Origin of the sequence: Pseudomonas sp. R1-15 (genome assembly GCF_051132085.1) — a bacterium.
Classification (GTDB): Bacteria; Pseudomonadota; Gammaproteobacteria; order Pseudomonadales; family Pseudomonadaceae; genus Aquipseudomonas.
The window spans coordinates 5,380,621-5,398,252 of the sequence record NZ_CP071660.1; the positions used below are offsets into that span (position 1 = coordinate 5,380,621).

General features: G+C 57.1%; 26 protein-coding genes. 1 reads left to right on the forward strand and 25 read right to left on the reverse strand.

The features are described from left to right. Window positions 1–52: 52 nt before the first annotated feature. Complete coding sequence (locus J3P97_RS24310) at window positions 53–574, reverse strand: single-stranded DNA-binding protein (RefSeq protein ID WP_434672935.1); 522 nt, start codon at window positions 572–574, stop codon at window positions 53–55. A gap of 9 nt (window positions 575–583) precedes the next feature. Continuing rightward, window positions 584–1,981: an MFS transporter gene (locus J3P97_RS24315; RefSeq protein WP_434672936.1), complete on the reverse strand. Its 1,398-nt coding sequence runs from the start codon at window positions 1,979–1,981 to the stop codon at window positions 584–586. A 168-nt stretch (window positions 1,982–2,149) separates the two neighbouring features. On the opposite strand from J3P97_RS24315, the gene uvrA reads away from it, so the two are divergent. Further along, the gene (gene uvrA / locus J3P97_RS24320; protein ID WP_434571478.1) at window positions 2,150–4,984 is read left to right on the forward strand and encodes an excinuclease ABC subunit UvrA; all 2,835 of its coding nucleotides are present in this window, start codon (window positions 2,150–2,152) and stop codon (window positions 4,982–4,984) included. Between the two features lie 70 nt (window positions 4,985–5,054). Here uvrA and bfr read toward each other — a convergent pair whose 3' ends face one another. The 23 genes from bfr to rpsC form a co-directional block, all read right to left on the reverse strand. After that, entirely contained in the window at window positions 5,055–5,519 is a 465-nt protein-coding gene (gene bfr, locus J3P97_RS24325) for a bacterioferritin (RefSeq protein ID WP_024778335.1), read from the reverse strand. Between the two features lie 158 nt (window positions 5,520–5,677). Next, entirely contained in the window at window positions 5,678–7,126 is a 1,449-nt protein-coding gene (locus J3P97_RS24330; protein ID WP_434672937.1) for a catalase, read from the reverse strand. Window positions 7,127–7,350: 224 nt separating this feature from the next. Further along, window positions 7,351–7,737, reverse strand: coding sequence for a 50S ribosomal protein L17 (gene rplQ, locus J3P97_RS24335; protein WP_003176402.1), 387 nt, complete (start codon window positions 7,735–7,737; stop codon window positions 7,351–7,353). 42 nt (window positions 7,738–7,779) lie between these two features. After that, window positions 7,780–8,781 (reverse strand): DNA-directed RNA polymerase subunit alpha, encoded by a 1,002-nt coding sequence (locus J3P97_RS24340; protein ID WP_003176403.1) that lies wholly within the window; start codon window positions 8,779–8,781, stop codon window positions 7,780–7,782. Between the two features lie 22 nt (window positions 8,782–8,803). Further along, window positions 8,804–9,424, reverse strand: coding sequence for a 30S ribosomal protein S4 (rpsD, locus tag J3P97_RS24345; RefSeq protein WP_003176404.1), 621 nt, complete (start codon window positions 9,422–9,424; stop codon window positions 8,804–8,806). 18 nt (window positions 9,425–9,442) lie between these two features. Further along, complete coding sequence (gene rpsK, locus J3P97_RS24350) at window positions 9,443–9,832, reverse strand: 30S ribosomal protein S11 (protein WP_002555466.1); 390 nt, start codon at window positions 9,830–9,832, stop codon at window positions 9,443–9,445. Between the two features lie 30 nt (window positions 9,833–9,862). Continuing rightward, entirely contained in the window at window positions 9,863–10,219 is a 357-nt protein-coding gene (gene rpsM, locus J3P97_RS24355; RefSeq protein ID WP_009045849.1) for a 30S ribosomal protein S13, read from the reverse strand. A 130-nt stretch (window positions 10,220–10,349) separates the two neighbouring features. After that, the gene (gene rpmJ, locus J3P97_RS24360; protein ID WP_002555468.1) at window positions 10,350–10,466 is read right to left on the reverse strand and encodes a 50S ribosomal protein L36; all 117 of its coding nucleotides are present in this window, start codon (window positions 10,464–10,466) and stop codon (window positions 10,350–10,352) included. A 30-nt stretch (window positions 10,467–10,496) separates the two neighbouring features. After that, window positions 10,497–11,825 carry a preprotein translocase subunit SecY gene (gene secY / locus J3P97_RS24365; protein ID WP_018612224.1) on the reverse strand — a complete coding sequence of 443 codons (1,329 nt, stop codon included), beginning with the start codon at window positions 11,823–11,825 and terminating at the stop codon, window positions 10,497–10,499. Continuing rightward, window positions 11,826–12,263, reverse strand: coding sequence for a 50S ribosomal protein L15 (gene rplO / locus J3P97_RS24370; protein ID WP_003186032.1), 438 nt, complete (start codon window positions 12,261–12,263; stop codon window positions 11,826–11,828). A 3-nt stretch (window positions 12,264–12,266) separates the two neighbouring features. Beyond that, on the reverse strand, window positions 12,267–12,443 hold the full coding sequence (gene rpmD / locus J3P97_RS24375; RefSeq protein WP_003176408.1) for a 50S ribosomal protein L30: 177 nt from the start codon (window positions 12,441–12,443) through the stop codon (window positions 12,267–12,269). Between the two features lie 2 nt (window positions 12,444–12,445). Continuing rightward, on the reverse strand, window positions 12,446–12,946 hold the full coding sequence (gene rpsE, locus J3P97_RS24380; protein ID WP_003186035.1) for a 30S ribosomal protein S5: 501 nt from the start codon (window positions 12,944–12,946) through the stop codon (window positions 12,446–12,448). Window positions 12,947–12,949: 3 nt separating this feature from the next. Then, a complete protein-coding gene (gene rplR / locus J3P97_RS24385; protein ID WP_003186037.1) occupies window positions 12,950–13,300 on the reverse strand; it encodes a 50S ribosomal protein L18 in 351 nt (116 codons plus the stop codon). A gap of 10 nt (window positions 13,301–13,310) precedes the next feature. Then, entirely contained in the window at window positions 13,311–13,844 is a 534-nt protein-coding gene (gene rplF / locus J3P97_RS24390; protein WP_003186039.1) for a 50S ribosomal protein L6, read from the reverse strand. A gap of 12 nt (window positions 13,845–13,856) precedes the next feature. Then, entirely contained in the window at window positions 13,857–14,249 is a 393-nt protein-coding gene (rpsH, locus tag J3P97_RS24395; protein ID WP_003186040.1) for a 30S ribosomal protein S8, read from the reverse strand. Window positions 14,250–14,459: 210 nt separating this feature from the next. Beyond that, the gene (gene rpsN / locus J3P97_RS24400; RefSeq protein WP_003186042.1) at window positions 14,460–14,765 is read right to left on the reverse strand and encodes a 30S ribosomal protein S14; all 306 of its coding nucleotides are present in this window, start codon (window positions 14,763–14,765) and stop codon (window positions 14,460–14,462) included. 13 nt (window positions 14,766–14,778) lie between these two features. Next, window positions 14,779–15,318 carry a 50S ribosomal protein L5 gene (rplE, locus tag J3P97_RS24405; RefSeq protein ID WP_030140492.1) on the reverse strand — a complete coding sequence of 180 codons (540 nt, stop codon included), beginning with the start codon at window positions 15,316–15,318 and terminating at the stop codon, window positions 14,779–14,781. Window positions 15,319–15,340: 22 nt separating this feature from the next. Continuing rightward, the gene (gene rplX / locus J3P97_RS24410) at window positions 15,341–15,655 is read right to left on the reverse strand and encodes a 50S ribosomal protein L24 (RefSeq protein ID WP_003176416.1); all 315 of its coding nucleotides are present in this window, start codon (window positions 15,653–15,655) and stop codon (window positions 15,341–15,343) included. A gap of 11 nt (window positions 15,656–15,666) precedes the next feature. After that, entirely contained in the window at window positions 15,667–16,035 is a 369-nt protein-coding gene (gene rplN / locus J3P97_RS24415; protein WP_002555479.1) for a 50S ribosomal protein L14, read from the reverse strand. 23 nt (window positions 16,036–16,058) lie between these two features. Then, a complete protein-coding gene (rpsQ, locus tag J3P97_RS24420; protein WP_003194644.1) occupies window positions 16,059–16,325 on the reverse strand; it encodes a 30S ribosomal protein S17 in 267 nt (88 codons plus the stop codon). 2 nt (window positions 16,326–16,327) lie between these two features. Further along, window positions 16,328–16,519: a 50S ribosomal protein L29 gene (gene rpmC, locus J3P97_RS24425; RefSeq protein WP_002555481.1), complete on the reverse strand. Its 192-nt coding sequence runs from the start codon at window positions 16,517–16,519 to the stop codon at window positions 16,328–16,330. Then, window positions 16,519–16,932 (reverse strand): 50S ribosomal protein L16, encoded by a 414-nt coding sequence (gene rplP, locus J3P97_RS24430; protein ID WP_003186052.1) that lies wholly within the window; start codon window positions 16,930–16,932, stop codon window positions 16,519–16,521. The genes rpmC and rplP overlap by 1 nt, the downstream gene beginning before the upstream one ends. A 12-nt stretch (window positions 16,933–16,944) precedes the next feature. Continuing rightward, window positions 16,945–17,631 (reverse strand): 30S ribosomal protein S3, encoded by a 687-nt coding sequence (gene rpsC, locus J3P97_RS24435; RefSeq protein WP_003176422.1) that lies wholly within the window; start codon window positions 17,629–17,631, stop codon window positions 16,945–16,947. Between the last annotated feature and the right edge of the window lies 1 nt (window position 17,632).

Genomic DNA, 17,632 nt, shown 5'->3' on the forward strand with positions numbered 1-17,632 from the left:
AGTGCGCTTGGGGCTTTTTTGAAATTACCGGCTGAACAGGCTCAGCCAGTAATCAGAACGGAATATCGTCATCAAAGCTGTCGAAATCCGGCGCCGGTTGCGGTGCGGCCTGTTGCGGAGCTGGGCGCTCGCGCTGTGGCTGTGGCTGTGGCGCCGATTGCGGACGAGGGGCTTGCTGGCGTGGAGCCGACTGCTGGTAGTTGTTGCCACCCTGCTGCTGGTCGCCTTGCGGACGGCCACCGAGCAATTGCATGGTGCCTTGCATGTCGACCACGATTTCGGTGGTGTAACGCTTGATGCCGTCTTTTTCCCACTCGCGGGTCTGCAGCTTGCCTTCGATGTAGACCTGCGAACCCTTGCGCAGGTATTCGCCGGCAATCTCCGCCACTTTGCCGAACATCGACACGCGGTGCCATTCGGTCTTCTCGACCTTCTGGCCCGTCTGCTTGTCGGTCCATTGTTCGCTGGTCGCCAGGCTCAGGTTGGTCACGGCGTTGCCGTTAGGCAGGTAGCGAACTTCTGGATCCTGGCCGCAAGTACCGACCAATATGACTTTGTTAACCCCACGGGCCATAACGTTCTCCTAGGCTTCGCACGCTGCCGGGGCCGGGTTGTTCACCAGGCGCTCAAGCGTCGCACGATCCAATAATTCGGTGTCCAGTTTGATATAAACGGCCGCCTCGTCGGCGACCACCACTGCATCGGTTACTCCAACGACGGCCCTGAGGCGCTCGGCCAGGCCTGCTTCGCGGATGGCTTCGGGCGACAACGGCAAGCGCAGGCTCGTCACATACGGAGGTTCGCGCATGGTAACAGCAAAAACCAGCCAAAGTGCAGCCAGCGCGGCACATCCCAGGAACACAACCGACAAACCGCCATGCTGGAACAGCCAGCCGCCGAGGATCCCGCCCAATGCCGAACCGAGGAACTGGCTGGTGGAATAAACCCCCATCGCCGTGCCCTTGCCGCCCGCCGGTGACACCTTGCTGATCAGCGACGGCAGTGACGCCTCCAACAGGTTGAACGCGGTGAAGAACACCACCGTGCCAATCACCAGGGCGCGCAGGCTGTGGCCGAACTGCCAGAAGAATAGCTCAGTGAGCATGAGCGTCACGACGGCGCCGAGCAAAACTCGTTTCATTTTGCGTCGCTTCTCGCCATAGATAATGAACGGAATCATGGCGAAGAACGAAATGACCAGTGCCGTCAGATAGACCCACCAGTGCTGCTCCTTGGGCAGGCCGGCCTTTTCCACCAGCGCCAGCGGCAAGGCCACGAAGCTGGACATCAACATGGCATGCAGCACGAAGATGCCCAGGTCCAGGCGCAGCAGGTCAGGATGCTTGAGCGTCGGCACCAGCGCCTGGCGGGCCACCCCGGATTCGCGGTGCTGTAATGGCCCGGTGGAGCGCGGCACGATCAACGCGACGATGAGGATGCCCACCAGTGCCATGGCACCGGTCGCCAGGAACAACCCCGACAACCCAAAGGCACGGGTCAACAACGGTCCTACAACCATGGCGACGGCGAACGACAGACCAATCGTCATGCCGATCATCGCCATGGCTTTTGTGCGATGTTGCTCGCGGGTCAGGTCCGACAGTAACGCCATGACGGCAGCGGAAATGGCACCCGCTCCTTGTAGGATCCGTCCGGCGATCACGCCCCAGATCGAATCGGCATTCGCCGCCAGCACACTGCCGAGGGCGAACACGATGAGCCCCAGGTATATCACCGGGCGCCGGCCGATCCGGTCGGAAATGATCCCGAAGGGAATCTGGAAAATCGCCTGGGTCAGGCCGTAGGCGCCGATGGCGAGCCCGATGAGGGCCGGGGTCGCGCCCGCCAGGTCCATGCCATAGGTCGCCAGTACCGGCAACACCATGAACATGCCGAGCATGCGGAAGGCGAACACCAGGGCCAGACCGCCTGCCGCGCGGGTCTCGCCGCTACTCATGCGTTCGCTGTGGGGATCTTGCATGGAAAAACCTCGTGTGAACCGGCGGGGATTCTACCAGTCCCATCGATTGAGGGGGTATATGGCGACCGTTTGCCGCGCAGTCTTCATGTATGGCTTTCAATAGTGTGCATCCATCCAGTATTTGCCCGTATACTCCTACGTTTTCGACGCCCGCCGAGCGAGGCCACTTTGGACAAGATCCTGATTCGTGGGGCCCGTACCCACAACCTGAAGAACATCGACCTGACCCTGCCACGGGACAAGCTGATCGTCATCACCGGCCTGTCCGGATCCGGCAAATCATCCCTGGCCTTCGACACCTTGTACGCCGAAGGCCAGCGCCGCTATGTCGAATCGCTGTCGGCCTACGCCCGGCAGTTCCTGTCGATGATGGAAAAACCCGACGTCGATACCATCGAAGGCCTGTCGCCAGCGATCTCCATCGAACAGAAGTCGACGTCCCACAACCCGCGGTCGACGGTCGGCACCATTACCGAGATCTACGACTACCTGCGCTTGCTGTATGCGCGAGTCGGTATCCCCCGCTGCCCTGATCATGACACCCCGTTGGAAGCCCAGACCGTCAGCCAGATGGTCGACCTGGTGCTCGCCCAGCCGGAAGGCAGCAAGCTGATGCTGCTCGCACCGGTGATCCGCGAGCGCAAGGGCGAACACCTGATGGTCTTCGAAGAATTGCGCGCCCAGGGCTTCGTACGCGCCCGGGTCAACGGCAAGCTGTGCGAGCTCGACGAACTGCCGAAGCTGGATAAACAGAAGAAGCACTCGATCGATGTGGTGGTAGACCGCTTCAAGGTCCGCGCCGACCTGCAACAGCGTCTGGCCGAATCCTTCGAGACCGCGCTGAAGTTGGCCGACGGCATCGCTCTGGTGGCGCCGATGGACGACGAACCCGGTGAAGAGATTATCTTCTCGGCACGCTTCGCCTGCCCGATCTGCGGCCACGCCATCAGCGAGCTGGAACCCAAGCTGTTTTCCTTCAACAACCCGGCCGGCGCCTGCCCGACCTGCGACGGCCTGGGGGTCAAGCAGTTCTTCGACACCAAGCGGCTGGTCAACGGCGAGCTGACCCTGGCCGAAGGCGCGATTCGTGGCTGGGACAGGCGCAACGTTTATTACTTCCAGATGCTCGGGTCGCTGGCGGCCCATTACAAGTTTAGCCTGGACAAACCATTCAACGAGCTGCCTGCGGACCAGCAGAAATTCATCCTGCACGGCAGCGGCACGCAGAACGTCGATTTCAAATACTTGAACGACCGTGGTGATATCGTCAAGCGCTCCCACCCGTTCGAAGGCATCGTGCCCAACCTGGAACGGCGTTACCGCGAGACCGAATCGGCCAGCGTGCGCGAAGAACTCGCCAAGTTCCTCAGCACCCAGCCCTGCCCGGACTGCCGCGGCACCCGTTTGCGCCGGGAGGCGCGGCACGTGTGGGTGGGTGAGAAAACCCTGCCGGCGGTGACCAGCCTGCCGATCGGCGATGCCACTGACTATTTCGGCGGCTTGAAGCTCACCGGCCGTCGTGGCGAAATCGCCGACAAGATCCTCAAGGAGATCCGCGAACGCTTGCAGTTCCTGGTGAACGTCGGCCTGGACTACCTGACCCTCGACCGCAGCGCGGATACCCTGTCCGGCGGTGAGGCCCAGCGTATTCGCCTGGCCAGCCAGATCGGTGCCGGGCTCGTGGGCGTCATGTACATCCTCGACGAACCGTCCATTGGCTTGCACCAGCGGGACAACGACCGCTTGCTCGGCACGCTGAAACACCTGCGCGATATCGGCAATACGGTGATCGTGGTCGAACACGATGAAGACGCGATTCGCCTCGCCGATTACGTCGTGGATATCGGCCCCGGCGCGGGCGTGCACGGCGGACACATCGTCGCCCAGGGCACCGCCGCCGAAGTCATGGCGCACCCCGACTCGCTGACCGGCAAATACCTGTCGGGCCGGGTGAAGATCAAGGTGCCGGCCAAGCGTACCCCACGCAATAAAAAGCTGTCGTTGACCCTCAAGGGCGCACGCGGCAACAACCTGCGCAACGTCGACCTGGAAATCCCGATCGGCCTGCTGACCTGCGTTACCGGTGTTTCCGGCTCCGGCAAGTCGACGCTGATCAACAACACGCTGTTTCCCCTCAGTGCCACCGCGCTGAACGGTGCCACCACCCTGGAAGCCGCCGCGCACGACAGCATCAAGGGCCTGGAGCATCTGGATAAAGTTGTCGACATCGACCAGAGCCCGATCGGCAGGACGCCACGCTCCAACCCGGCGACCTATACAGGGTTGTTCACGCCGATCCGCGAACTGTTCGCCGGCGTACCTGAATCACGCTCGCGGGGCTACGGCCCGGGCCGGTTCTCGTTCAACGTCAAGGGCGGGCGCTGCGAAGCCTGCCAGGGCGACGGCCTGATCAAGGTGGAGATGCATTTCCTGCCCGACATCTACGTGCCGTGCGATGTGTGCAAGAGCAAGCGCTACAACCGTGAAACGCTGGAGATCAAGTACAAGGGCAAGAACATCCACGAAACCCTTGAAATGACGATCGAGGAAGCCCGAGCGTTCTTCGATGCAGTACCGGCATTGGCGCGCAAGCTCCAGACACTGATGGATGTGGGGCTTTCGTACATCAAGCTCGGGCAGTCGGCGACGACCTTGTCCGGCGGCGAGGCGCAGCGGGTCAAGCTGTCCCGTGAACTGTCCAAGCGCGATACCGGCAAGACCCTGTATATCCTCGACGAGCCGACCACAGGCCTGCACTTCGCCGATATCCAGCAATTGCTCGATGTATTGCATCGGCTTCGCGACCACGGCAACACCGTTGTGGTCATTGAGCACAACCTGGATGTGATCAAGACGGCTGACTGGCTGGTAGACCTCGGGCCGGAAGGCGGCTCCAAGGGCGGCCAGATCATCGCCGTAGGTACGCCGGAGCAAGTGGCGGAAATGAAGCAGTCTCACACCGGCTATTACCTCAAGCCGTTGCTGGAGCGTGACCGGGACTGAAACACCGGGCATGAAAAAGCCCCTGTCATCTCATCGATGGCAGGGGCTTTTTTATCCCGCAATAAATACATCAGAACTGCGATTGCAGGTAATTCTCCAGACCGATCAACTTGATCAGACCCAACTGCTTTTCAAGCCAGTAAGTGTGGTCTTCTTCAGTATCGTTGAGCTGCACCCGCAGGATCTCGCGAGTGACGTAGTCGTTGTGCTGTTCGCACAGCTCGATGCCTTTGCACAGCGCCGCACGGACTTTGTATTCCAGACGCAGGTCGGCGGCGAGCATGTCAGGTACGGTGGTACCGATGTCCAGGTCGTCCGGGCGCATGCGTGGCGTGCCTTCGAGCATCAGGATCCGGCGCATCAAGGCGTCGGCGTGCTGCGCCTCTTCTTCCATCTCATGGTTGATACGTTCGTAGAGCTCGGTAAAACCCCAATCCTCGTACATCCGCGAGTGGATGAAATATTGATCACGGGCTGCCAGTTCGCCTGTCAGCAACGTGTTGAGGTAATCGATTACGTCTGGGTGACCTTGCATCGCCCTACATCTCCACAAGCTTTGAAAGGCCCTAGTTTGAACCAAGCTGACTGCAAGGTCACTCGCCTATCGCAATAAAAGTGAAGAAAATCCGAGAAAAGCAGGGTAAATAACGCAAAAACCGCCCAAATGAGGGCGGTTCTGCTTCTCGTTTAGACTTAGTTAAGCTGTACGCCCAAGGCTTTTGCGATACCTTCTCCATAGGCAGCGTCTGCCTTGAAGAAATGCTGCAGCTGGCGATCGACAACATCCGCCGAGACCCCCGCCATCGCACCGGCGATATTGCTGATCAACAGCGCTTTCTGCTCATCGTTCATCAAGCGGAACAGTGCACCGGCATGGGTGTAGTAGTCGGTATCTTCGCGATGATCATACCGATCCGCCGCACCGCTGAGGGCCAGTGCCGGCTCCGCATAACGTGGCGCCTGCTTCGGCGCCTCCACGAAGCTGTTTGGCTCATAGTTCGGAGCCGCGCCGCCATTGCTGCCGAACGCCATGGTGCCGTCGCGCTGGTAGGTATTGACCGGGCTGCGCGGCGCGTTCACCGGCAACTGCTGATGGTTGGTACCTACGCGGTAGCGGTGTGCATCGGCATAGGCAAACACACGCCCCTGCAGCATGCGATCAGGCGAGAGACCCACACCCGGCACCATGTTGCTAGGCCCGAATGCCGCTTGCTCCACTTCGGCGAAGTAGTTCAGCGGGTTACGGTTGAGCTCCAGCTCGCCGACTTCGATTAGCGGAAACTCTTTCTGCGACCAGGTCTTGGTCACATCGAACGGGTTTTCGTAATGGGCCGCGGCCTGTGCCTCGGTCATGATCTGGATGCAGACACTCCATTTCGGGAAGTCACCGCGCTCGATCGCGTTGAACAGGTCGCGCTGGGCATAATCCGGATCGGTGCCCGCCAGGCGTGCAGCGTCGGCCGGCGCGAGGTTCTTGATGCCCTGCTTGGTCTTGTAGTGCCATTTCACCCAGTGACGCTCACCCAGGGCATTGATCAGGCTGTAGGTGTGGCTGCCGAAACCGTGCATGTGACGGTAGCCGTCAGGAATACCGCGGTCAGAGAACAGAATGGTGACCTGATGCAACGCTTCGGGCGAGTGCGACCAGAAGTCCCACATCATCTGGGCACTTTTGAGGTTGCTTTGTGGCAGGCGCTTCTGGGTGTGAATGAAGTCTGGAAACTTCAGTGGGTCACGGATGAAAAACACCGGTGTGTTGTTGCCGACGATGTCCCAGTTACCTTCTTCGGTGTAGAACTTCAGGGCGAAACCGCGTGGATCGCGCTCGGTATCGGCGGAGCCGCGCTCGCCACCTACGGTAGAGAAGCGCAGGAAAGTCGGCGTCTGCTTGCCGACCGACTCGAACAACTTGGCGCTGGTGTATTGAGTGATGTCGCGAGTTACGGTGAAGGTGCCGTAAGCGCCCGAGCCCTTGGCGTGTACGCGACGCTCTGGAATGTTTTCGCGATTGAAATGAGCAAGCTTCTCGATCAGGTGGAAATCGTCGAGCAGCAGCGGGCCACGTGGGCCGGCGGAGCGAGAGTTCTGGTTATCGGCGACAGGAGCGCCACTGGCGGTCGTAAGCGTTTTGGTCTGGCTCATGCTCAAATCTTCCTAGGTCGGTTCGGACTGCCGGCTAATCGGCTGGTGAGGAGTATTGATCATGTTAGTGACAGTATCCAAATTCATTAAATCATGGGCTTCGATAGTCATTATCTAATAAGCAAGATTGCCAATAGCCAGGCCAGGCGAAACGGCTAAAGCACTTTTCAATCGAGCACAAAAAACCGGGCACTAGGCCCGGTTCTTCGTTGCAGACTGTCGTCTTACTCGGCGCTTACAGCTTCGCCGGCAGTAGCACGATCAACCAACTCGACGTACGCCATAGGCGCGTTGTCGCCAGCGCGGAAACCGCACTTGAGGATGCGCAGGTAGCCACCCTCACGGGTAGCGTATCGCTTGCCCAGGTCGTTGAAGAGCTTACCAACGATAGCTTTCGAACGGGTACGGTCGAAAGCCAGGCGGCGGTTAGCCAGGCTGTCTGTCTTGGCCAGAGTGATCAGCGGCTCGGCAACGCGGCGCAGTTCTTTGGCTTTCGGCAGTGTAGTTTTGATCAGCTCGTGCTCGAACAGCGACACCGCCATGTTTTGGAACATGGCCTTGCGGTGCGAGCTGGTGCGGCTCAGGTGACGACCACTTTTACGATGACGCATGGTTCATTCCTTACCAAACACAACGTTCGGTGATTACGACGATCAGGCAGTCGCCTTGTCGTCCTTCTTAAGACTTGCAGGCGGCCAGTTGTCGAGGCGCATGCCGAGGGACAGACCGCGGGAGGCCAGAACGTCCTTGATTTCAGTCAAGGATTTCTTGCCAAGGTTCGGAGTCTTCAACAGCTCTACTTCGGTACGCTGAATCAGGTCACCGATGTAGTAGATGTTTTCCGCCTTAAGGCAGTTAGCCGAACGTACAGTCAGTTCCAGATCGTCAACCGGGCGAAGCAGGATCGGATCGATCTCGTCTTCCTGCTCGATAACCACTGGCTCACTGTCACCCTTGAGGTCGACGAACGCAGCCAACTGCTGTTGCAGGATGGTTGCAGCGCGGCGGATAGCCTCTTCAGGATCCAAGGTACCGTTGGTTTCCAGATCAATAACCAGCTTGTCCAGGTTGGTACGCTGTTCGACACGGGCGTTTTCCACCACGTATGCGATACGGCGAACCGGGCTGAACGAAGAGTCAAGCTGCAAGCGACCGATGCTGCGGCTTTCGTCTTCATCGCTCTGACGCGAGTCTGCCGGTTCATAACCACGACCACGAGCTACGGTGAGCTTCATGTTCAGGGCGCCGTTAGACGCCAGGTTAGCGATTACGTGATCGGGGTTAACGATCTCGACATCATGATCCAGCTGAATATCGGCAGCGGTAACCACCCCCGAACCCTTCTTCGACAAGGTCAGCGTAACTTCGTCACGACCGTGCAGCTTGATAGCCAGACCTTTAAGGTTCAACAGGATTTCAATTACGTCTTCCTGTACACCTTCGATGGCGCTGTACTCGTGGAGCACACCGTCAATCTCGGCCTCGACTACTGCACAGCCGGGCATTGAGGACAACAGGATGCGGCGCAGCGCGTTGCCCAGGGTGTGGCCGAAACCACGCTCGAGAGGCTCGAGTGTGATCTTGGCGCGGGTTGGACTGACAACCTGCACATCAATATGGCGGGGTGTCAGGAACTCATTTACCGAAATCTGCATGGATGCACCTATTTTCTAGCCCTTACTTGGAGTAGAGCTCGACAATCAGGCTTTCGTTGATGTCGGCGGACAGATCACTGCGAGCAGGAACGTTCTTGAAAACGCCCGACTTCTTCTCAGTGTCTACTTCTACCCATTCTACGCGGCCACGTTGGGCACACAGATCGAGAGCTTGGACAATGCGAAGTTGGTTTTTTGCTTTCTCGCGAACAGCAACCACGTCACCAGCACGAACCTGGTAGGACGGAACGTTCACGGTCTGGCCGTTAACGCTGATCGACTTGTGCGATACCAGCTGACGGGATTCGGCACGAGTAGAACCGAAACCCATACGGTATACAACGTTGTCCAGACGGCATTCGAGCAGCTGCAACAGGTTTTCACCGGTTGCGCCTTTCTTGCCAGCAGCTTCTTTGTAGTAGCCGCTGAATTGACGCTCGAGAACGCCGTAGATACGACGGACCTTCTGCTTTTCACGCAGTTGGGTGCCGTAATCGGACTGGCGACCGCGGCGTTGGCCGTGGATACCAGGTGCTGCTTCAATGTTGCACTTCGATTCGATCGCGCGCACGCCGCTCTTCAGGAAGAGATCGGTGCCTTCGCGACGAGCGAGTTTGCATTTTGGACCAATGTAACGAGCCATTCTTTACAATCTCCTGGATTACACGCGGCGCTTCTTCGGCGGACGGCACCCGTTGTGCGGGATTGGCGTCACGTCGGTGATGCTGGCGATCTTGTAGCCACAGCCGTTCAAAGCGCGGACTGCGGATTCACGACCTGGACCTGGACCTTTGACGTTGACGTCGAGGTTTTTCAGGCCGTATTCCAGCGCAGCTTGACCAGCACGTTCAGCAGCTACTTGAGCAGCGAACGGGGTGGACTTGCGGGAACCGCGGAAACCCGAACCACCGGAGGTAGCCCAGGAAAGAGCGTTACCTTGACGGTCGGTAATGGTCACGATGGTGTTGTTAAAAGATGCATGGATGTGGGCGATGCCATCAACCACTGTCTTTTTAACTTTTTTACGAGGACGAGCAGCAGGTTTTGCCATGATTAAATTCCTGTCGATTCGCTGGGGCGATTACTTGCGGATCGGCTTACGCGGACCTTTACGGGTACGCGCGTTGGTCTTGGTACGCTGACCGCGTACTGGCAGACCACGACGATGACGCAGACCGCGATAGCAACCGAGGTCCATCAAGCGCTTGATTTTCATGTTGATTTCGCGACGCAGGTCACCTTCAGTGGTGAACTTCGCCACTTCGCCACGCAGCTGTTCAATTTGCTCGTCGCTCAGATCCTTGATCTTTGCTGCTGGGTTGACCCCAGTCTCTGCACAAATTTTCTGTGCAGTAGTGCGACCAACACCATAGATGTAGGTCAGCGAGATAACAGTATGCTTGTTATCTGGAATGTTGACGCCTGCAATACGGGCCATTCAGTGGGACTCCAATTGACAGCTACCTACGCCCCGGAAGCCAAGAAATAGGGCGCGAGATAATATCGCTGTAATAACAAATAATCAACCCGGCAGCGCACTAGCTGCCGGGCTTAAAGCACAATCACACTCAGCCTTGGCGCTGTTTGTGACGCGGTTCCGCGCTGCAAATTACCCGAACAACACCTTCGCGGCGAATAATCTTGCAGTTACGGCACAGCTTTTTCACCGATGCACGAACTTTCATCACCAACTCCTCGAACCTTATGGACGCTACTCAGCGCAACATGCCGCTGCCGTAGCCCTTCAGGTTGGCTTTCTTCATCAGGGATTCGTACTGGTGCGAAACGAGGTGCGATTGTACTTGGGACATGAAGTCCATCACAACCACGACCACGATCAGCAACGAGGTCCCGCCAAGGTAGAACGGAACGTTTGCCGCAACCACCAGGAACTGGGGAAGCAAGCACACGGCCGTCATGTAAAGAGCACCGAACAAGGTCAAACGCGTCAGAACGCCATCAATGTAGCGCGCCGACTGCTCGCCTGGACGGATACCCGGAATAAAGGCACCGGACTTCTTCAGGTTTTCCGCTACGTCTTTCGGATTGAACATCAACGCCGTATAGAAGAAGCAGAAGAAAATAATCCCTGCACTAAACAGCAGAATATTCAACGGCTGACCAGGAGCGATCGACTGCGAGATGTCCTGCAACCAGCCCATACCTTCAGACTGGCCGAACCAGGCACCCAACGAAGCCGGGAACAGCAAGATGCTGCTCGCGAAAATGGCCGGGATAACGCCGGCCATGTTCACCTTCAACGGCAAGTGGCTGGTCTGCGCAGCAAATACCTTGCGGCCCTGCTGACGCTTGGCGTAGTGAACAGCGATACGACGCTGGCCACGCTCAATGAACACCACGAAACCGATAATCGCTACTGCCAGCAAACCGATGGCAACCAGGGCGAAGATGTTGATATCACCCTGACGCGCAGACTCGAAAGACTGCCCGATCGCTCTCGGAAGACCGGCGACGATACCTGCGAAGATCAACATCGAGATACCGTTGCCAACACCACGCTCAGTAATCTGCTCACCCAGCCACATCATGAACATCGCACCCGCCACAAAAGTGGTTACCGCGACGAAATGGAAGCCAAAGTCACCAGTGAACGCTACGCCCTGCCCCGCCAGACCGATGGACATGCCAACAGCCTGGACGAGAGCGAGGACGACAGTGAGGTAGCGGGTGTACTGGCTGATCTTGCGACGGCCAGCTTCACCTTCCTTCTTCAACTGCTCCAGCTGCGGACTGACAGCGGACATCAGCTGCATGATGATCGATGCCGAAATGTACGGCATGATCCCCAGTGCAAAGATGCTCATCCGCTCCAGCGCGCCGCCGGAAAACATGTTGAACAAGCTAAGAATGGTCCCCTCATTCTGTCGAAACAGGTCCGCGAGTCGGTCCGGGTTGATACCTGGAACCGGGATGTGTGCGCCTATTCGGTAGACGATAATCGCCAGGAACAGAAAACGCAGACGAGCCCAGAGTTCAGACATACCGCCTTTGCCGAGCGCAGAGAGAGCACCTTGCTTAGCCATTTATTCCTCGAACTTGCCGCCAGCTGCTTCGATAGCCGCACGCGCACCTTTGGTGGCGCCGATTCCCTTTCCGATGGTGACAGCACGAGCAACTTCGCCCGACAGCATGATTTTCACACGCTGTACGTTCTGGTTGATCACGTTGGCATCCTTCAGGGACTGCACGGTGACGATGTCGCCATCCACCTTGGCCAGCTCGGACAGACGCACTTCTGCGCGGTCCATGGCTTTCAGGGAAACGAAACCGAACTTCGGCAGACGACGATGCAGCGGCTGTTGACCGCCTTCAAAGCCTGGAGCAATGGTGCCACCGGAGCGGGAGGTCTGACCCTTGTGGCCACGGCCACCGGTCTTGCCCAAACCACTACCGATACCACGGCCCGGACGATGCTTTTCGCGACGGGAACCCGGCGCTGGACTCAGATCATTGAGTTTCATCGATTAACCCTCGACACGCAGCATGTAGTAAGCCTTGTTGATCATCCCGCGATTCTCGGGAGTATCCTGGACTTCTACAGTGTGACCGATGCGACGCAGACCCAGACCCTTAACGCACAGTTTGTGGTTAGGGATGCGGCCGGTCATGCTTTTGATCAGCGTAACTTTTACGGTAGCCATGATCAGAAGATCTCCTTGACGCTTTTGCCACGCTTGGCGGCAATGGATTCAGGAGATTGCATTGCTTTCAAACCCTTGAAGGTGGCGTGAACCACGTTTACCGGGTTAGTCGAGCCGTAGCACTTGGCCAGAACGTTCTGAACGCCAGCAACTTCGAGGACAGCACGCATAGCGCCGCCAGCGATGATACCGGTACCTTCAGAAGCAGGCTGCATGTACACCTTCGAAGCGCCATGGGCAGACTTCATTGCGTACTGCAGGGTGGTGCCGTTCAGATCAACCTGGATCATGTTGCGGCGAGCAGCTTCCATTGCCTTCTGGATCGCAGCAGGCACTTCACGCGACTTGCCACGGCCGAAGCCAACACGCCCTTTACCATCACCTACCACGGTCAACGCGGTGAAAGTGAAGATACGGCCGCCTTTAACGGTTTTGGCTACGCGGTTAACTTGAACCAGCTTCTCGATGTAGCCTTCGTCGCGCTTTTGGTCGTTATTTGACATAACTTAGAACTCCAGCCCAGCTTCACGAGCAGCATCAGCCAGCGCCTTGACGCGGCCGTGGTACTTGAAGCCAGAGCGGTCGAAAGCCACCTGCGAGACGCCAGCGGCTTTAGCACGCGTAGCGACCAGCTGGCCAACCTTAGTGGCCGCGTCGATGTTGCCAGTGGCGCCATCACGCAGTTCTTTATCCAAAGTCGAGGCACTTGCCAGGACTTTGTTGCCGTCGGCCGAAATGACCTGGGCGTAGATGTGCTGCGACGAGCGGAACACGCAGAGACGCACGACTTCGAGTTCGTGCATTTTCAGGCGTGCTTTGCGAGCGCGACGCAGTCGAGTAACTTTTTTGTCGGTCATTTGCTATGCCCTACTTCTTCTTGGCTTCTTTACGACGGACGACTTCGTCCGCGTAGCGCACACCTTTGCCTTTGTACGGCTCTGGTGGACGGAAGTCGCGGATCTCGGCGGCCACTTGACCTACCAGCTGCTTGTCGATGCCCTTGATCAGGATATCGGTCTGGCTAGGAGTCTCAGCGGTGATGCCTTCCGGCAGTTCATAATCCACTGGGTGCGAGAAGCCAAGAGCCAGGTTCAGCACTGTGCCTTTTGCTTGCGCTTTGTAACCAACACCGACCAGCTGGAGCTTGCGCTCGAAGCCTTGGCTTACGCCTTGGACCATGTTGTTTACCAACGCACGAGTGGTACCAGCCATTGCGCGAGTCTGTTGATCGCCATTGCGAGCAGCGAAACGCAGCTCACCAGCTTCTTCAACGATCTCAACGGACGAATGGATGTTCAGTTGCAGAGTGCCCTTGGCACCCTTCACCGAAAGCTGTTGGCCTGCGAATTTGACTTCGACACCGGCTGGCAGCTTAACGGGGTTCTTAGCGACGCGTGACATGCTTATCCCCCCTTAGAACACAGTGCAAAGAACTTCGCCGCCGACACCGGCAGCGCGCGCAGCACGATCCGTCATCACACCTTTGTTGGTGGAGACGATAGACACACCGAGACCGCCACGAACTTTTGGCAGATCATCGACGGACTTGTACTGACGCAGGCCTGGACGGCTAACGCGCTTCACTTCCTCGATGACCGGACGGCCTTCGAAGTACTTAAGCTCGATGGACAGCAGAGGCTTGATTTCGCTGCTGATCTGATAACCCGCAATGTAACCTTCGTCCTTCAGGACTTTGGCAACAGCTACCTTCAACGTAGAAGATGGCATGCTTACGACGGACTTTTCAGCCATCTGGGCATTACGGATACGAGTTAGCATGTCCGCTAACGGGTCCTGCATACTCATGGGCTAGACGCTCCTAATACACAAAAAATTAGCCTTTCGGCTAGTACGTGTCGCCGAGCGCATCCGTGCAATAAAAACACGGGCTCAGGCGAGCCGGGTATTCTAGACACACCCCACAAATGAATCAAGCCCCAAAAGGGGCTTGATTCAAGTTCAAGGTCACCAACGGTCAGGATCTTGCGATCCCGAGCGCCGCGACTTTGACAGTGCTTACCAGCTGGCCTTGACCAGACCTGGAACGTCACCACGCATTGCAGCTTGACGCAGCATGTTACGGCCGAGGCCGAACTTGCGGTACACGCCGTGCGGACGACCAGTCAGGCGGCAGCGGTTACGCATGCGCGAAGCGCTGGCGTCACGTGGCTGCTTCTGCAGTGCTACGGTAGCTTCCCAACGCGCTTCTGGACTTGCGTTCAGATCAACGATGATAGCTTTCAGCGCTGCACGCTTGGTGGCGTACTTGGCAACGGTGAGCTGACGCTTCAGCTCACGGTTCTTCATGCTCTTCTTGGCCATTGTCCTACTCCAATCAGTTGCGGAACGGGAATTTGAAAGCACGCAGCAGTGCGCGACCCTCTTCATCCGTCCGAGCAGTGGTGGTCAGGGTAATGTCCAGACCGCGGAGAGCGTCGATCTTGTCGTAATCGATTTCCGGGAAAATGATCTGCTCTTTCACGCCCATGCTGTAGTTGCCACGACCATCGAAGGACTTGGCATTCAGGCCGCGGAAGTCGCGAACCCGAGGCAGGGAGATCGACAGCAGACGATCCAGGAACTCGTACATACGCTCACGGCGCAGGGTCACTTTGACGCCGATCGGCCAACCTTCACGGACTTTGAAGCCAGCGATGGATTTCCGAGCGTAAGTCACAACGACTTTCTGACCGGTGATCTTTTCCAGGTCGGCTACAGCGTGCTCGATGACTTTTTTGTCGCCGATCGCTTCGCCCAGACCCATGTTCAGGGTGATTTTGGTAACGCGCGGAACTTCCATCACGTTCGAAAGCTTAAGTTCTTCCTTAAGCTTCGGTGCGATTTCCTTCCGGTAAATCTCTTTTAGTCGTGCCATGGTCTCATCTACCTAGCAGTGTTCAAGCATCAACCGCTTTTTGGGTCGACTTGAAGACACGAATTTTCTTGCCGTCTTCTACTTTGAAACCAACGCGGTCAGCCTTGTTGGTTTCGCCGTTGAAAATGGCGACGTTAGAAGCATCCAGTGGAGCTTCTTTTTCGACGATACCGCCCTGCACGCCCGACATCGGGTTAGGCTTGGTATGACGCTTGACCAGGTTCAGACCGCCAATAACCAAACGGTTGTTAGCGAGAACCTTAAGCACCTTACCGCGCTTACCTTTGTCTTTGCCGGCGATCACGATGATCTCGTCGTCACGACGAATCTTTTGCATGTCGGATCTCCTTACAGCACTTCTGGGGCGAGCGAGACGATCTTCATGAACTTCTCAGTACGAAGTTCACGGGTCACTGGCCCAAAGATACGGGTGCCGATTGGCTCTTGCTTGTTGTTCAGCAGAACAGCAGCGTTGCCATCAAAGCGGATGATGGAGCCGTCAGCACGACGAACACCATGGCGAGTGCGGACTACAACAGCAGTCATCACTTGACCTTTCTTCACCTTACCGCGAGGAATTGCTTCCTTGACGGTAACTTTGATGATGTCACCGATACCAGCGTAACGACGATGGGAGCCACCCAGCACCTTGATGCACATAACACGGCGAGCGCCGCTGTTATCGGCCACATCGAGCATGGATTGAGTCTGAATCATATAATTTCTCCGACCCCTAGCCCTTAGACTTCCACAGCGCGTTCGAGGACATCAACCAGCGCCCAAGACTTGGTCTTGGCCATCGGACGAGTTTCACGAATAGTGACTTTGTCGCCGATGTGGCACTGATTGGTTTCGTCGTGCGCGTGCAGCTTAGTCGAACGCTTAACGTATTTACCGTAGATCGGGTGCTTAACGCGACGCTCGATCAGAACGGTGATGGTTTTGTCCATCTTGTCGCTGACAACACGGCCAGTCAGCGTACGGACAGTTTTTTCGGCTTCAGCCATGATTACTTACCTGCCTGCTGGTTGAGCACAGTTTTCACGCGAGCGATGTCACGCTTAACTTGCGAGAGCAGATGAGACTGCCCCAACTGGCCAGTTGCCTTCTGCATACGCAGATTGAACTGGTCGCGCAGCAGGCCGAGCAGTTGCTCGTTCAGCTGCTGTGCTGATTTTTCACGAAGTTCATTCGCTTTCATCACATCACCGTCCGTTTAACAAAGGAGGTGGCGAGCGGCAGCTTTGCAGCAGCCAGGGCGAAAGCCTCACGCGCCAGCTCTTCAGAAACACCCTCGATTTCATACAGGACTTTGCCTGGCTGAATCTGGGCAACCCAGTACTCCACGTTACCCTTACCTTTACCCATCCGAACTTCGAGTGGCTTCTTGGTGACAGGCTTGTCCGGGAATACACGGATCCAGATCTTGCCGCCACGTTTTACGTGACGGGTCAGAGCACGACGCGCTGACTCGATCTGACGAGCGGTGAGACGACCACGAGCAACAGACTTCAGCGCGAACTCGCCGAAGCTGACTTTGCTACCGCGCAATGCCAGGCCACGGTTGTGACCGGTCATCTGCTTGCGGAACTTCGTACGCTTTGGTTGCAACATTTGGCGTACCCCTTACTTAGCAGCTTTTTTACGAGGCGCTGGTGCTTGTGGTTTCAGTTCTTCTTGGCGACCACCAATTACTTCGCCTTTGAAGATCCAAACCTTTACACCGATCACACCGTAAGTGGTGTGAGCTTCGTAGTTGGCATAGTCGATGTCGGCACGCAGGGTGTGCAGTGGCACACGACCTTCGCGATACCATTCAGTACGTGCGATTTCAGCACCGCCGAGACGACCGCTCACTTGGATTTTGATGCCTTTGGCACCAATGCGCATGGCGTTCTGTACAGCGCGCTTCATAGCGCGACGGAACATTACGCGACGCTCCAGCTGCTGAGCTACGCTCTGCGCAACCAGCATACCGTCGAGCTCCGGCTTGCGGATCTCTTCGATATTGATGTGCACAGGCACACCCATTTGCTTGGTCAGGTCCTGACGCAGTTTCTCAACATCTTCACCTTTCTTCCCGATAACGATACCTGGACGAGCGGTGTGGATGGTGATACGTGCAGTCTGAGCCGGACGATGGATATCGATACGGCTGACGGACGCGCTTTTTAGTTTGTCTTGGAGATACTCACGCACCTTCAGATCAGCGAACAAGTAGTCCGCATAAGTCCGACCGTCTGCGTACCAGACGGAGGTGTGCTCCTTGACGATTCCCAGGCGAATGCCAATGGGATGTACTTTCTGACCCATC

Excerpts from the sequence above, each read along its gene's own strand:
- J3P97_RS24310 (WP_434672935.1), bottom strand. The coding sequence starts at position 574 with ATGGCCCGTGGGGTTAACAAAGTCATATTGGTCGGTACTTGCGGCCAG.
- J3P97_RS24315 (WP_434672936.1), bottom strand. The coding sequence starts at position 1,981 with ATGCAAGATCCCCACAGCGAACGCATGAGTAGCGGCGAGACCCGCGCG.
- bfr (WP_024778335.1), bottom strand. The coding sequence starts at position 5,519 with ATGCAAGGTCACCCAGACGTAATCGATTACCTCAACACGTTGCTGACA.
- J3P97_RS24330 (WP_434672937.1), bottom strand. The coding sequence starts at position 7,126 with ATGAGCCAGACCAAAACGCTTACGACCGCCAGTGGCGCTCCTGTCGCC.
- rplQ (WP_003176402.1), bottom strand. The coding sequence starts at position 7,737 with ATGCGTCATCGTAAAAGTGGTCGTCACCTGAGCCGCACCAGCTCGCAC.
- J3P97_RS24340 (WP_003176403.1), bottom strand. The coding sequence starts at position 8,781 with ATGCAGATTTCGGTAAATGAGTTCCTGACACCCCGCCATATTGATGTG.
- rpsD (WP_003176404.1), bottom strand. The coding sequence starts at position 9,424 with ATGGCTCGTTACATTGGTCCAAAATGCAAACTCGCTCGTCGCGAAGGC.
- rpsK (WP_002555466.1), bottom strand. The coding sequence starts at position 9,832 with ATGGCAAAACCTGCTGCTCGTCCTCGTAAAAAAGTTAAAAAGACAGTG.
- rpsM (WP_009045849.1), bottom strand. The coding sequence starts at position 10,219 with ATGGCCCGTATTGCAGGCGTCAACATTCCAGATAACAAGCATACTGTT.
- rpmJ (WP_002555468.1), bottom strand. The coding sequence starts at position 10,466 with ATGAAAGTTCGTGCATCGGTGAAAAAGCTGTGCCGTAACTGCAAGATT.
- secY (WP_018612224.1), bottom strand. The coding sequence starts at position 11,825 with ATGGCTAAGCAAGGTGCTCTCTCTGCGCTCGGCAAAGGCGGTATGTCT.
- rplO (WP_003186032.1), bottom strand. The coding sequence starts at position 12,263 with ATGAAACTCAATGATCTGAGTCCAGCGCCGGGTTCCCGTCGCGAAAAG.
- rpmD (WP_003176408.1), bottom strand. The coding sequence starts at position 12,443 with ATGGCTACCGTAAAAGTTACGCTGATCAAAAGCATGACCGGCCGCATC.
- rpsE (WP_003186035.1), bottom strand. The coding sequence starts at position 12,946 with ATGTCAAATAACGACCAAAAGCGCGACGAAGGCTACATCGAGAAGCTG.
- rplR (WP_003186037.1), bottom strand. The coding sequence starts at position 13,300 with ATGACCGACAAAAAAGTTACTCGACTGCGTCGCGCTCGCAAAGCACGC.
- rplF (WP_003186039.1), bottom strand. The coding sequence starts at position 13,844 with ATGTCACGCGTCGCTAAGAACCCCGTTAAGCTGCCAGCCGGTGTCGAA.
- rpsH (WP_003186040.1), bottom strand. The coding sequence starts at position 14,249 with ATGAGTATGCAGGACCCGTTAGCGGACATGCTAACTCGTATCCGTAAT.
- rpsN (WP_003186042.1), bottom strand. The coding sequence starts at position 14,765 with ATGGCCAAGAAGAGCATGAAGAACCGTGAGCTGAAGCGTCAGCTCACC.
- rplE (WP_030140492.1), bottom strand. The coding sequence starts at position 15,318 with ATGGCACGACTAAAAGAGATTTACCGGAAGGAAATCGCACCGAAGCTT.
- rplX (WP_003176416.1), bottom strand. The coding sequence starts at position 15,655 with ATGCAAAAGATTCGTCGTGACGACGAGATCATCGTGATCGCCGGCAAA.
- rplN (WP_002555479.1), bottom strand. The coding sequence starts at position 16,035 with ATGATTCAGACTCAATCCATGCTCGATGTGGCCGATAACAGCGGCGCT.
- rpsQ (WP_003194644.1), bottom strand. The coding sequence starts at position 16,325 with ATGGCTGAAGCCGAAAAAACTGTCCGTACGCTGACTGGCCGTGTTGTC.
- rpmC (WP_002555481.1), bottom strand. The coding sequence starts at position 16,519 with ATGAAAGCGAATGAACTTCGTGAAAAATCAGCACAGCAGCTGAACGAG.
- rplP (WP_003186052.1), bottom strand. The coding sequence starts at position 16,932 with ATGTTGCAACCAAAGCGTACGAAGTTCCGCAAGCAGATGACCGGTCAC.
- rpsC (WP_003176422.1), bottom strand. The coding sequence starts at position 17,631 with ATGGGTCAGAAAGTACATCCCATTGGCATTCGCCTGGGAATCGTCAAG.